Below are 13873 nucleotides of genomic sequence, written 5' to 3'. Positions count from 1 at the left end.
CCAGCGTGTCGGGTGCCGCATTCTGGGGGCCCTGTGCAACGTTCACCAGCCAAGCGGGGTGCCGTCCCGCCGCACGGCCTTGAGCGAGAAGCCTCTGAACGTGGCCGCCGTTCTGAGAGGTCTGGCCTCCCAGTGCGCGCTCTCCGGACACAGGAACCGGGATCGCGGTGCTGTGTGCCGGGCTGTGGAGTCGTCTCCATCACGTCGGGCATCTCCTGGCCCTGTCCTCGACCCAACTCAGGACGTCCCTAGTTCGCTTGCTCTCGCCAAGTTGCTCGAGCATCCCCGCGACGGGCGCTGCAAGTTCTGCTGCGCCCTCGACGTCATCCTTCGTGAGGGCGCGCCAGGCGGCGTGGGCATTGCGGGCGGCGGCCAATGTGTCCTCGACGGGCTGGGCGCCAGCTTCTCGCCGACGCTGCGCGGTGTACACGAGCAGCTCGATGGTCTCGTACCAGTCGGAGCGCTGCCGGAGCGTCAGGGAGGCGCGCAGCGTCAGGACGTTTACCGGGTGGGGGTGCAAAGGGCCGTAGCGGGCCGAAAGCTCCTCTTCGAGCTGGGCAGCGAGGGCGGTGGCAGTGGTTAGGTCGCCAGCGGTCTCAGCAGCCCCCAGTTCGGTGTACCGGTCGTGGTGCTCGGGCGGGAGTGGGGCCGTCCAGTCGTGCCCTCGCCGCAGGGGCGCCGCGGGCGGTGGCGTGGTGGTCGCGGGCGCCGGGACGGACGTCGGCTGGGCGGGGTGGGGGGTGTGCAAGGTGAGCACGTTCCCGTCGGTGTCCATGATCATGGGCCAGGTGGTGCCATCGGCTTCCTTGGCGACGAAGCGGACGGGCCGGCCATGAAGCGCAGCCTTGACGTAGAGCTCGGCGAGCGCGGCGCGGCGGGAGGCCTGGAGGGCGCCGGTCGCGCCGGGTACGGGCTCGCCGTCGATGTAGGCGCCGGTCGCGGTCAGGGTGATCGTATAGACCGGGACAGCGGGTACGGCGTCGGGGTTGATGGTCATGTGCGCTCCCTCTATCCGCCCTTGGGGAAGTACGGCGGCGTCCACCCCAGGTACGTGGCTCCCCATGTGCGTTCGATGTCGGCGGCAGGGACGACGTCAATGTATCCGGGGCGGCCAATGTCGTTGCTGGCGATCTGTCCGCCGCCGAGGTAGACGGCGACGTGTCCCGCTCGTTGGCCGGTGTCCCAGTACATGAGGGCGCCGGGTGGCGGGTTGCGGTCCTTGTTGTGCTTCATGGACGGCGGCATCTGCCGGTAGTGGTCGATGGCATACGGCACACCGGAATACGACCAGCCGTAGGTCCTGGCGACGAACGCGAGGCAGAGCCGGTACCAGTCCTTCCCGCCGGTCGCCGCCTCGTTCCTGGCCCACTGCATCGCGTCGGAGGTCGAGCGGGGATTCCTGACGCTCGCGGGCCAGCTGGCCGCGCCGTCATGAAAGGGATCGCCAGGCTTGCCCGGCTTACCACCGCCATCTCCGGCGTAGCACTCGTCGGGGCCGGCGGGCTCGCCGGACGGGCCGGGCGCTCCGGTGGCGCCACCCTCGGGCGGCGTCGGCCCGGTCTCCGCCGGGCGCAGCAAATCGAGGCCAGCTTGGGCCGCGATCTCCCGTGCGGCGTCCTCCTGCCCGGCATAGAGCCTCTCGTACTCCATGGCGGGGCGCTGGACGGTCGCGGCCGCCTTCCACAGCAGCATGGACTGCCACCCGCGGATGTCCGCGAGCCCGCGGGGGCTGCCGGAGTCGGCGCCGAAGAAGAACATTTTGGAGGCGTACTCGGGGTTGAGGATCTGTTCTCGTGTTCCCCATCCCTGAGAGGGGCGCTGCTGGAACAGGCCGAGTGAGTCTCGGTCGCCGTAGTCGATGTTCAGCAGCGTTGATTCTTGCAGCGCGGTCATCAGGCCGATGAGTGTGGCCTGTCCCGACATGCCGCCGTGTTCGGCGACCTTATCGATGATTTTGGCGTTCTCGATCTGCTTCTTCCGGAGGTCTCCGGTGAGGGTCTGCCCAATGCCGGATCCTCCGGGGATCTCGGCGCCGGGCAGCCCGGCGTCTTCACATGAGTCCCCGTAGGCCTTCGCGCTCACGCCGGCGCCGAAGGCGCCAACAACGAGCAGGAAGCACACGAACAGCACGGCCACGGGCACGGCGAGCTTCAGCTTGGCCCCAGTGCCGGCGGCGCTTGCCGCGACCTGGAGCGCGTCCCTCCCCTCCACGCGCTACACCCCCAGCACCCGAGCGACCCGCCATTCGCCGTCGGTGTTGATCAGTTCGCACTGCAGCGTCGTCGTTTCGGAGTAGCTGGTGTAACCGACGATGTCGACCTTCGCCGTGACGGTCCGCCAGGCTCGTAGTGGGGTGTCCCCTGGCAGCTGCTGGCCAGCGTGCTTGACCGTGACCGTGGAGACCATGGAAACGCCGCCCCGGCTGACCAGGCGGCCGAAGGGGGGATCGTCGTGCTGGCTCAGGTTCTCGACCAGCGCCGGCGTCGCCCACGGCGCGGCGCGCCCCACGGCTGCTGTGTGGTCCTGGTCCTTGGGCGGGTTGCGGGTCAGGTACTGCCGGACGAAGGCCTCCGCCACCCTGTCCGGGAGGGACAGGTCCGCCGACGGGCTCGCCAAGGGCGACAGCGGCGGCGAGGAGCTCACAGCCGGCTTGCTGTTCGCCGCCCCGGCCGGGAACGCGCTCGGGCCGGCGACAACTTGGTCCGCGCGTTCGTCACCGCCGGTGATCCAGCCGGGCCCGAGGCGGGCGAGGACGCCCATGCCGAGCAGGACAGTGACGACCACGAGGGCGGCGCGGGCGGTGATCGGCTCGCGCCGCCGCTCCTGTTCGATCCATGCCGCAGTGCGCTGCCGCTCGCTCCTGCGGTAAGCGCGGCGGGCCCGGCGGCGGCTTCCGCCACGCCCGGTCTCGACGTCCTCGGGGTAGTCGTACTGGGCTTTGAGCAGCTCCCGGACGTGCGGCGGAGACTGTTCCTCCTTCGACACGGCTCAGCCCTCCTGCGCTGCGGGGACGTCGGGACGGCCAGCCGGGGCGGCCCGGCGCGGCGCGGGCCGGGAGGGAGCGGGACGGCGGGCAGGGGCCGCACGGCGGGCGGGCGGCGGCGGCTGAGTGGCCCGCTGCCGCTGCGCCGGCTCAGACTGCGGAGCCGGGCTCGGCGGCGTGCTGCTGCGGACCACGCGCGCCTCGATGGCGCGCGGGCCGGGAGCGTTCGGGGCCGGGGCGCGCCGGAAGGACACCGCCGAGGCCTCCGCCGCCGAGGCCGTGTCCGAACCCCCGGCCCCGATCGGATCGGCGAGGTCGGCAGTCGCGCGCAGCGGCAGGGGGCCAGGCCCGCCCACACGGGTGCGCTGCCGCTGGCGGGTGCTGTCGTCGGGAATCGACGCAGGGGCGCCGGCAACCGACGTCGGACCGTTCCGCGAGACCTGATCAGCCAGTTCGGCGATGCGCACGGCGCGCTGTCCGTCGCCGGGCAGCGGACGGCGGGGGCGGAAGGCGATGCGTGCGGGCAGACCGGCACCGCCGGGCCCGGTGGGACCGTCATCGTCGCCTCCCTCGCCGCCTCCCCCGCCTCCATCGCCGTCAGCAGGACCGCCACTGCCGCCGAGGGTGCGCACGGGCCGGTTGTGCTGGCCAGGGCCGCGCTTGCCGCCATGTAGGGTGCGGGTGGCCATCATGCCAAGCATGGTGCTGAGCGGGGACGACGTCGCCCCGGAGACGCCCACGATTGCTTCCATGATCTTGCGGAACTTGAACGCCATGACCGCAGCAGCGATCGACAGGCCAGCGGACGGGGCCCACTGGTATTCCGCGAACATCTTGGTGGTGGCCACCTGAACGACGAGGACGCAGCCAAGCGTCATGGTGGCCACGAACGACTGCAGCGTGAGACCCAAGAGCTGGTCGAACCAGCGAAGGCCCCATTGGCGGGGACGTCCCGGGATCACCCACAAGCATGCGAAGACTACGCCGGCGACCAGGAGCATAAGGACGCCGATCAGGGAGGCGAGCGACGCGAAGGCGAGCACGACGACTAGCACGGCGAAGATCAGCAGCACGATGAGCGCCGGGACAGTGACCGCGATCCGGCCCATGGGGCTGTGCCCCTGCCGCCACGTGACGGAGTCCGGTCCTACGGCTTCTTCATCGACGTGTTCCTTCAGCCACGCCTTTCGCTTCTCCTTCGAAGAGCCCTGGTCGAGGAGGTCCTTACCGTGCTGTTCGCAGGCCTTGAGCGAGCCGAACTCGGCCAGGCACCAGGGGGTGGCGACATAGGACCGCCAGACGGAGTCACTGCTCTTGCGCAGCATGTCGTCCCGGCCGTTTCCCGCGTACTGCGGCTCATGCTCAAGAGCGAACGGATACTCCTGGCGCCCCTCGGCGATCCCGCCAGCGGTCGCGTTCAAGGCGATGGATGCACCGACCTGCCGCGTGGTGTCCACCCCATCCACCCAGACCTGCGGGGTGGACAGCAGAGACACGGAGACAATGCCGGACACGAATACCCAGGCGATCTGGCTCATGCCGCCGGAGCCTCCGCCTTCGCGGTGCTTGGCGAACGCGACCAGGGCGCCAACAGCGAGCGCGGCCGGCAGGAGCGTGGTCGACAACCCCTTCGCGGCCCCACCGATGGTGCCAGCCAGCGCGCCTTCTAGCTCCGGTACCGAAGTGAGCTGAAAGATCCACTGGATGACAACAATGATGCCTGTGCCGATGACCGCGATAAGCACCATGCAGACGTCCGCGATGGACTCCGCCATCGGATCAAGGACGTCGAACTTGCCGTAGTCGGAATCGAGCGTCCATAGGTTCGGGTTGCTGTAGGTCTCGTACAGCGTCCCTGGCCCCGCAGGAACAGCGCTCTTCGGGGAGGGCAGCAGGTCACCGATACCCACCGGGTCGATCGTCTCGGCGTGGGCGTGCCCTGCGGCCACCATCAGCGTGGTGAACGCGAACAGGACTGGGATCGCGAGCGTCCGCAGCTGCGGCAGATGCATGGTCACGGTCTCAACTCCCCGAACAGCGAGTTACGGATCGGGTTGCCCTGCACCATGTCGCCATCCTGGACGTCCTCGTGCTGGTCAACCCGCCACATGCCGGCTTCCTGGACAACGCGCAGCGCCTTACGAGACGTGGTGGTCTGGCTCGGCCAGGTCACGATGTAGGTGAGCATGACGCCCCAGCCGGCGGGGTGTTCGCCGGCTGCCGGGACCTCAATCGGCGTGCCTTCCGTTTTGACCGGGCCGGTGGATGCGCGGTCCGGGCCAGAGGCGGCCGTCTTCGAGGGGAGCGGCGGCATGGTGGACGCGTCGGCGTAGGTGGGCGGGTCGAACGTCGTCGTTGGGGAGGCAGATGTAGGCGTTGAACGGGTGGCGGCCTCCGACGAGGGGGTGTTGTCGGCCGTGCACTGCTCGACGGTGCCGTAACGCATTCGTTCCGTGCGAAGCTCGCACATCTTGCGCCAGTCCTGAGCGAGGGCCGCCTGCTGGTACTCGCGGGCGATCGCAACCGCAGCGGCCGCCGGGTCCTCCTTATTAGCGTCGTTGGTTGTCTTGCTGCAGCCAGCCAGGGCGAGGCCGACGGCAAACAGTAGGGCGAGCGCGGTGATGCTCGGGTGGCGCGTCATGCGGGGACCTCCTCGGGCTGGGCGGCCACCTCGCCGTCGGCGATAGGGTCGAGCCGGGGGGTGGTGTCCAGCAGGGCCAGCAGCTCCGCGGTGGGGATGTCCCACTGGACGGTGGCGGTTTGGAAGCGGCGGTCTCGGATGATCGCGTGGCCGTGGCGGACCTCGCCGTCGGGCTGAAGGCCGATGGACTGGATCAGGTCGCGGGTGTGCCGGCCGGGCGGCAGGTTCAGCAACTCCGCCAACGCGTCCTGCTGGGTCGGGTTGGTGAGCTGAAAGCCGACCACGGTGGTGAGCTGTTCGACCACGCCGACGAGGTGAGAGAGGGATTGGGGGTCCTGGGTGTCCAGGACCAGCGCCGTGGACAACGCGCGGCCCACTCGGGCGATGTACTCAAGGAAGGACGATCCTTCCTTGGTCGCCGTAAGGACGTGCACCTCGGGGACTGCGACGACCTTGCGCAGGCCGCGGAGGTCCTTGCGGCCGGCCGTGGTGATGCCGTAGGCGAGCATGGAATGCATGAGCGCGACGGACATGCGCTGCAGGACGTTCCAGTCCTCGCGGTCATCGCTCGCGCCGGGCAGGGACAAGCCGGGGATCTGCACGACCCAGATGCCCGGTTCGGGGGAAAGTGGCGGGGTGCCCTCGGCGGGGCGGCCCATGAATGGGGCGCCGATCGCGGTCTGGCTCAGCTCGTAGAGCGCTTCGCCGGTCTCTCGCGCGAGCGGGTCGGTGGAGCGGCGCAGGAAGTCGACCACCTTCCATGTGGCCGGGTCGCCGGCAGCGATTACCTTGTTCACGGCGTGCTGTACGGGGGTTTCGGCGCCGCGGGCGCGCAGGTGTGGCGGCATGGCGATGCCGAGTTGTGCGGGGACCTCGATCTGGGCGCGTTCGGCGCCTTCCTTGTCCAGGAGCTTGAAAAGGTCGGCGACGCCGGCGAAGCGGGGGCCGGTCTCGATCAGGTGGGCGTTGAGGCCGTAGCGCTTGCCAGCGGCGACGACGCCGCCCATGTCTCCCTTGAAGTCCAGCGCGAGCACGAAGCTTCCGCGGAAGGCCGCATCCAACAGGCTGGCCATGAGCGAGACGGTCTTGCCGCGGCCGGAGCGGCCGGTGAACAGGCTGGTGGTGGCGTCGCCCTTCTCCGAGCCGATCGTCAGGTCGTTGCGGTAGACGCCGGGAGTGGAGCCGGTGAGGTAGCCGACGATGGGGCCTTCGTCGTCGCCGACCTTCGCGCCGCCCCACCACCAGGAGCCGGCGAGCGCGGTCACGTCGCGGGTGTGGCCGAGGTCGGGCACACGCAGCTGGTCGCCGGCCTGGACTTCGAGCCACAGCTCTCGTTGTTCCTCCTCGCCTACGCCGACTTCGATGCCGGCGCCGCCGTAGTAGGTGACCACTGCGTCCACGCGGGTGCGTAGGTCGTCCAGGGAGGTGGTGCTGGTGACGATGAGGCGGGGGTGGTCCTCCACCAGGGTCACGTCCTCGCGGCCCATGTCCCTGATGAGGCCGGCCATGACGCCTTCGGTCTCCTCGATGGCGCGGCCGGGGTCCTCGGCGGAGTGCTGCGAGGCGGAACGGCGCTGCTCCTTGGCGAGCCGGCGGGCCTCGTCGGCCTTCTTCATCGCCTCACGCTTCGGCATGACCTTGAAGCGGACGGATGCTTCGGGTGAGACCGGCAGTATCAGGCTGGCGGGATCGACGTCGTCTGCGAGGTCGCTGTCGTCGATGTCCGGCACGTAGGTGATCTCGGACAGGGCGCGCAGCCACTCGCCGGCTCCTGGGCTCTCCATCTTCTCGGGGAAGCCGGACATGGTGAGGATCGCGACCCATGCGGTGGTCTGGCCGGTCGCGTCCATGACCCTTAGGTGGTCGGGGAAGGGCAGGACGCGGCCGCGGGTGAGCGCGGCGAGCTTCGCCCCGGTGATCAGGCCGGCGGTCGCCGAAGGCAGCGGGGTGGTGCGGTGCTGCTCCCGGGCGACCATCCATGCCAGCATCTCCACGGCGGCCGGCTGCGCCCGCCACGGGGTCGCCTCGAGGCGGCGGCCGAGGCGGCGCATGATGGCGTCCAGCCGGGCGAGTTCCTTGTTGCTGACGGCGGTCGACGCGGTGCCGAGCACGCTGGACACGCCGCGGCGACCTGCTGCGGCGGCTTGTCCGGTGCGTTCGGTGATCCTCACGCCCATGAGCAGGTGCCGTGAGGGTAGGGCGATCTGGTCCAGGCGCTCCACGCGCATGCCGGCCCACTCGGGCCAGTTCCCGGCGGTGAACAGGTAGGCGGCCCCGTCCATGTAGTCGCCTGCGACCAGGGGCGACCACAGCACCTTCAGCTGCACGTCACTGCCCGCGAGGGTCTTGGCGAGCGCGGCGGCAGCCTCGTCCAGCTCACCGTCCCGCGCGCTCTCGCTCATCAGGTCGGTGTTGCTGGAGGACAGGGTGAACCAGGCCTCCGCGTGCGTGGTGGTGACCACGAGTCCGTCGGCGAGGGCGACGTAGTGGGGGGCCGGGGCGCTGCGGTCTCCGCCCACCCCGAGGAAGTTGCCGATTCGCTCGATCAGTTTCATGCCGTCGTCTCCCCCGTGCTCGTGCGTCCGCCGCGCCCGCGGGCCTGGTAGACCGCGTCCGGTCCGTACAGGCGGGGTCGGGCGTCCAGCGTGATCGGTGTGCCGGCCGTGATGGCCGGCAGTTCGGTGTCGGTCTCGTACTCGCGGCGGCGGCGTATGGACTCGCGGCGCAGGCCGTCGCCCTTGTTGTCCCAGCGGGCGCGGCGCGGGATCCACTCGCTGCGGGCAGCGGCGCGGCGGCCGCCGCACACGATCGGCCGGTGCCCGAGGGTCAGGTAGCGGATGGCGAGGGCCCAGTTCGTGATGTTCCAGCGTCGGTCGTTCTTCCGGCTGCGCTGCGTGCCGATGACGGCGACGAGCAGCGGCGGCAGGAAGTACACGGTGAAGGTGACCTGGGACGGCAGGCCGAAGAGCAGCAGCAGGCTGCCGGTCCACACGGCGTACAGGACGAAGCCGAGGACGAGGGCGCGGCGCGGAGCGCCTTCGCCAAGGTCGAGCCCGAGCAGCTCGTGCTGGCGGGTCTCGATGTCGAAGTGGCGGGTGTAGGTGGCGCCGGTCCGCATCTTCAGGCTTCCCGGATCTTGTCCCACAGGTCACCGAGCAGGCCGCGCATTTCGCCGGGGAACCAGACGAAGCCGGCCACGAACACGGCGGCCACGGCCATGGTGATCATGCCGCCCCAGTCGTCCTTCAGGAAGTGCCTGAAGGCCCGCAGGCCGAGGAAGGCGGCAAAGAGGTTGCCGACGACCAGCAGGACCCAGCTGCTCAGCGCGGCGCCGTCGGTGAGGGCGGCGAGCGTCACGACGTCGTGGTGCATGGGGTTTTCCCCTTCAGATGAGCGGTAGGCGGGGCAGGGTGGGAGGGGGTGGTTAGGCGGTGCCGCCGTGGACGGCGGCGACCTGCCAGCGCTGGGCGTCCGCGGAGGCGACCCGTGTCAGTTCGACGCGGTAGGTCTGCTCTAGCTGGGCACCGCCGATCTGCCAGGTGACGCGGGCGGTGCCGCTGCGGTCGGCCCCCTGGCCCTTGTCCGCGGTCCAGGACTCGACACCGACCAGCGAGACCCCTGCGGGGAGCGGGGGCACGAAGGCGCCCGGGGCGGTGACCGTCTCGGTGTCGCCGGCGGCGTACGCAGTGAAGAACTTGGCGACGGTCTCGGCGGTCTGCTCGCCGAACGCGGTGTCGGCCTCGGGGCCAGCGAGTTCCGGGGCCTTGGGGCCCGTCTTGGGGACGCCGACGATGCCGGGCGGGCCGGCGACGACAACCCGGCCTCCGGCCTGGACCACGGGGACGTCCAGGCCGAGCCATTGCGCGGGGAGCGTCGGTGCGGGCGGGGTCCCGGGCTTGGGGGGCAAGACCGGGCCGACGGGGCGCACGAGCACGTCGACCCGGACTCGGGCCTGCTTCTGGGCGGCCAGGGTGACGGTGCCCGGCTCGATGGCCAGGACGTCCTGCTTGCCCTTGCCGTCCCATCCCGCCTTGGTGTCGGCGCCGTCGGGCAGAACGGCGCCGAGGGATGCTGCCCGGGTCTCGGGGGTGGCCTCGTCCCAGGACAGGTAGGCGCGGGCGTAGCGGGAGGCGACGGCCTGAGCTTCGTCGGTCGGATAGGCGGGAGCCGTCTGCGCGGGGCCAGCCGACTGGACCGGGTCCGGTACCTTCTTCGGGAGGAGCACGCTTTTCGCGCCGAGCAGGGCGAGGGCGGCCACGAGGGTCCACAGCACGCCGCGGCCGAACCGGCGGGCGAACGCGCTCCCGGAACGCTCTTCAACGGTGGCCCACGGTGCCGCTGGGGTCGCCGCGGTAGCGGGGCGGGCGGGCGCGGGGGTGGGCGGGGCGGTGCGCTGCGCTAAGAGCTGCTGGGCCGCAGTCTCCCAGGGGTTGGCCGCGGGCTGCGGCACGGCACCCTGCGCGGCCTGGCCCTGCTTCGTCTTCTTGCGCTGCTTCTTCCGCTCCCAGTCCCCCGGGTCCGGCAGTCCGAGCACGCGCCGGGCGGTCGGTCCAAGTGGCGGCATTCCCCGCAATCCCCCCTAGGTATCCCGTCTGGGTCACCGACCCTAGACCGGTGGTAACAGGCGGTCAAAGAAGTTCGTATGACGCCAAGTTGCATGTAGCAGGGCGTTCTCGGGACTCTGTCGCCGCCAGCGGCAGGCGTCATGAGTACGGACACTCAGGGCCGCGGAGGGCTGCGCACTACAGTGCGGGCCCATGCGGCACAACTATCGGACAGCGGGGGCGTGGCCGTGAGGATACGGGGCTCGCTCGTTCGAGAAATCCGCCTGGAAAAGGGATTCCGCACACCATCTGAATTGGCGGGGCGGTGGGCTGCTCCCGCAGCACAGCGACGACGTGGGAGGCGTCGCGTGTGCCGCCCCTGCCGCACCGTCTTTCCCGGCTCGCCACCTTGCTGGGGGTTTCTCCGGGACAGCTGATTGAAGAATCCGAAATGCCGACGCTGCGTTGCCTCCGCCTCACCGTGGGTCTACGGCAGGCGGATGCGGCGAGGGCTCTTCGCCTCAGAGGAAAAGGCACGTTCAGCGACGTGGAGCGGGGTCAGCAATCCATTCCCGAGTACTGGTTCCCGCGCTCACCCGGCTCTTCGGGCAGAGGGAGGGACGATCCCGAGGTTATCTGAAACACCCCTTCAGGGATGCCCTGATACAGCGACTGAAATGAGTGTTGTATCGAGGATCGAATCGAGCATGAGAGGCCAGAGAACGGCCCGTAAGATGACCATCAAGAAAATCATCCACCGATCCGATAGCATCATAGAGTCCGCCTCGGCCCCACCAGAAACACAGTCGGCGAGTATTTCATCAGCGGTGAAGATAGGACGATCGCCGCCCCATCAGCACCGAAAGGTGCAGCCGAAAAAGAAGCGGATAAACATCACTGCGGACGCGTTGGACGTTATTCACTCCGCCGCCCGCCGCTTCGCAACCGACTATGGCAACCTCTGCCGCAGCCGTGGGTCTTCCTGTTTCGACACGCTCACATGTCCCGTCTTCGGAAATCAGGTCCGCGTGCTTTCCTGCCAGCGGGCAGTCCAATCTTTCAGTTCTTCCTCGGTGTAGTAGGTGGTCCGCCCGTCCGTTACTCCTTCAGGGAAGGCGATACCGCGCTCTTCCGACCTCTTCTTGTACTGGCGGGTGGTGGAGTGCTTCCATGGCACGATGCCTGCGGCGCATGCCTCGGCGAGCGAGTAGGTGTCGGGCAGGGCGGCGTCCTCGGCGGACTCGCCCCCGGCACCAGCCCCGGTCACACGAGGAGTCACACGAGCCGTGCCCGTCGCGGGTGTCACACGGTCTGAGCTGGTCGAACTGGGCGTTTCCCCCGCCGCTACCGCGTGCGTGACCGACGATGGGCGGTCGGGGCCGTACTGGCCGCCGGGGAGGAACGCGCCCACGGCGGCGACCAGGTCGGCTTCCTTCAGAATGTCGCCGGTGATCCAAGGGGCGATCTCGCCGGCATCGAACCACGCGGGCGCCGGCGGGCACGCCGCGAGATACTCCCCGACCCGGGGCGTGATATACGCGGGCTGGAATTCCCGTACGAAGAGGTGGTCCGCGTCGGGGGCCTGCTGCTTGTCCGCGAACGCACCCCGTCCTTTCACGGTCGTGTCGTACTGGATGACCGGGGTGGATTGCCCGAAGGCGACACCCCAGGAAATTCGGTCCTGAAGTCCAACGACAATCTTGGTGCCGATCTGCGCCCGCTCCATCGTTCCGCCGAAGAACGTGTTGGCGAACTGCTGTGTACCGACGACAATGCGATGATCGCTGGACCGGCCCTGCAGAAGGATGATCGAGAACCAATCCAGGAAGGGAGGTGTGCCCTTTCCCTTGAGTCCGTACCGCCACCACACGTAGGCCATTTTTATCAAGGTGGGAAGCTCATCAATGACAAGCAGCCGTGGAATGAGTTGTGCCCGCGCACCAGGCGCCGCATCCTTACCCATGGCAGTCTCGGCGGCCATCATAGACACCATGAACTCGGCGAACGCTCCGATACACGACCGGACGGTCTTGTGCACGCGTACACCCGAATGCCCCTCGGCCTCGATCAAACTGTTCTGTTTCGTGTCGAGAATGTCGATCAGTTCGCCGTGCTGCCGGCCGTGCACGATTGGAATGTAGAGAACGGTCGATTTGCCCGATCCTGTATCTCCGCCCACACCCCAATGCGGGGTGGCACTTTGCGTCTGGACCCTCACATCTACAACGCGGTCGCCTTCGATTGCCTGACCCACGAACACTTCGAACCGATTACCGGTCGGCTTCCACTCCACATGGCCGGGCAAGACCGGCTTCGCAGGGGGCTGCGGCTTTCGGGTCCACTGGACGTACTGACTCGATCCTGACCGCTCCCACCGCGCCACCCATTCCCCGGGCACGCGGGTGTCGACCACATGCTGAAGGGCGCCCATGGAGTCCTTGCCACCCATCCACTCCAGGGGGAGGCGCAGGACGATCCGGGTCCCTTCAGCTGACAGGTCGGCATCGAGCCTGAGCCATTTTCCACGAGGCTCATTTTCGTCAAGTCGGAGGAGTTGACGGGCTCCTGCCCACACCGCGGGGCCGAGCAATTCGTCATCGGTCGGAGTGCGTGGCGTCCACCACGCGAACCCTCCGGGGCCGCTGAACGCGACCAGGAACACGACGATCGCCGCGCCGATCAGCACGGCCTCCGTGAGGTGCGGGTGCCGCCACAGGCCCCACGCCGCGGGGAATGGGGCGAGGCGCACGAGGGAGCGGGCCGCGTGCGGCCAGCAGCCCCACGCGGAGAGGGAGCGGCCCATGCTCGCGAGCACCCGGAAGGGCAGCAGCAGCGAGCGCAGGGCCGGGCTGGCACCGGCGCCGGGCTTCGTGAGTGAGACGGGCGGCCCGGCGGCGCTGGGGGCCGGGACGTCGCCGACCGAGTCGCCGCCGTCGGTCCGAATGCCCGAGCGCCACCAGGTCGCCGTGCTGTGTGGCTCGCCCGTCAGGTCCCGGCCGGCGATGTACCGGCCGATGCCGCGGAAGAAGCCGCCCACGACCCGCTCGATTGCAGCGTTGTACTCCTCGTTCGGCCGCTTGCCGCCGCCCCTGCCCTTGTCGTTGGCGACGTAGGCCAGGATGGCGAGCGCGGCGAGCACGCCGCCCCCTCCGGGCAGTGCGTAGCCGGGAAGGTCCATCCCGCCCCACGGGGCCGCTAATTCGATTAGCACGCTTTCCCCTCCTCCGTGATCGTCTCGACCCTATGCGGGTGCGGACTCCCTGCACCGGTGGCGAGCTGGTCCTCATCAGCAAGCCACCATGACCGCTGCGTGCGCGACGGCCGCAAACACGCCGGCATAGGGGGCGAACAACGCCAGATGGACGCGTCACTGCGGGCGTGAGGGTACCGGCCGGGCGAGGAACAGCAGCCCCGACCGGTGAACACGGTCCGTAGGGGGAAGGACTCGTCGGGCAGGGCGCGGTCGAAGATCGGAGAGATCATCCAGCCGGAACGGCTGCTGCGCGCGTATGGCCCCTCGTATCGGTGACGGGGTGGCGGTGCCGCGCCTCGGTCTTGCGTTGCTCACATCCCGCTTCAGCGCTCGCGTCAGGCCCGCTCGGACAGCGGGTACCGGTTTGGGCTGGTATGCGACGGCGAGGGTGGGCACACTGAAGGGCAGTATCACGCCGCACAACCCTTGTATGGAGGTGGTGGCGATGCCGA

Annotated in this window: 10 protein-coding genes; all 10 read right to left on the bottom strand. The window is 69.3% G+C overall.

The window, feature by feature from the left end:
- Positions 1-199 precede the first annotated feature (199 nt).
- Positions 200-997, bottom strand: coding sequence for a hypothetical protein (locus tag ACIGXE_RS35210; protein ID WP_399754074.1), 798 nt, complete (start codon positions 995-997; stop codon positions 200-202).
- Between the two features lie 11 nt (positions 998-1008).
- Positions 1009-2211, bottom strand: a complete 1203-nt coding sequence (locus ACIGXE_RS35205; protein ID WP_399754072.1) for a peptidase M23 — start codon at positions 2209-2211, stop codon at positions 1009-1011.
- A 3-nt stretch (positions 2212-2214) separates the two neighbouring features.
- Entirely contained in the window at positions 2215-2985 is a 771-nt protein-coding gene (locus tag ACIGXE_RS35200) for a hypothetical protein (RefSeq protein ID WP_399754071.1), read from the bottom strand.
- A 3-nt stretch (positions 2986-2988) separates the two neighbouring features.
- Entirely contained in the window at positions 2989-5001 is a 2013-nt protein-coding gene (locus tag ACIGXE_RS35195; protein ID WP_399754069.1) for a hypothetical protein, read from the bottom strand.
- Positions 4998-5624: a hypothetical protein gene (locus ACIGXE_RS35190; protein ID WP_399754068.1), complete on the bottom strand. Its 627-nt coding sequence runs from the start codon at positions 5622-5624 to the stop codon at positions 4998-5000. The genes ACIGXE_RS35195 and ACIGXE_RS35190 overlap by 4 nt, the downstream gene beginning before the upstream one ends.
- Positions 5621-8179: an ATP-binding protein gene (locus ACIGXE_RS35185; protein ID WP_399754066.1), complete on the bottom strand. Its 2559-nt coding sequence runs from the start codon at positions 8177-8179 to the stop codon at positions 5621-5623. The genes ACIGXE_RS35190 and ACIGXE_RS35185 overlap by 4 nt, the downstream gene beginning before the upstream one ends.
- Entirely contained in the window at positions 8176-8742 is a 567-nt protein-coding gene (locus ACIGXE_RS35180) for a hypothetical protein (RefSeq protein WP_399754064.1), read from the bottom strand. Before ACIGXE_RS35180 ends, ACIGXE_RS35185 begins: the two co-directional genes overlap by 4 nt.
- Before the next feature lie 2 nt (positions 8743-8744).
- Positions 8745-8996 carry a hypothetical protein gene (locus ACIGXE_RS35175; RefSeq protein WP_365764173.1) on the bottom strand — a complete coding sequence of 84 codons (252 nt, stop codon included), beginning with the start codon at positions 8994-8996 and terminating at the stop codon, positions 8745-8747.
- A gap of 52 nt (positions 8997-9048) precedes the next feature.
- The gene (locus tag ACIGXE_RS35170) at positions 9049-10188 is read right to left on the bottom strand and encodes a conjugal transfer protein (protein WP_399754062.1); all 1140 of its coding nucleotides are present in this window, start codon (positions 10186-10188) and stop codon (positions 9049-9051) included.
- Between the two features lie 998 nt (positions 10189-11186).
- On the bottom strand, positions 11187-13307 hold the full coding sequence (locus ACIGXE_RS35165) for a hypothetical protein (protein ID WP_399754059.1): 2121 nt from the start codon (positions 13305-13307) through the stop codon (positions 11187-11189).
- Positions 13308-13873: the final 566 nt, after the last annotated feature.

The organism is Streptomyces sp. NPDC053431, from assembly GCF_044544925.1.
Lineage (GTDB): Bacteria > Actinomycetota > Actinomycetes > Streptomycetales > Streptomycetaceae > Streptomyces.
The sequence above is the reverse complement of the archived record's forward strand: the minus strand, read 5'-3'. Positions and strand labels throughout refer to the sequence as shown.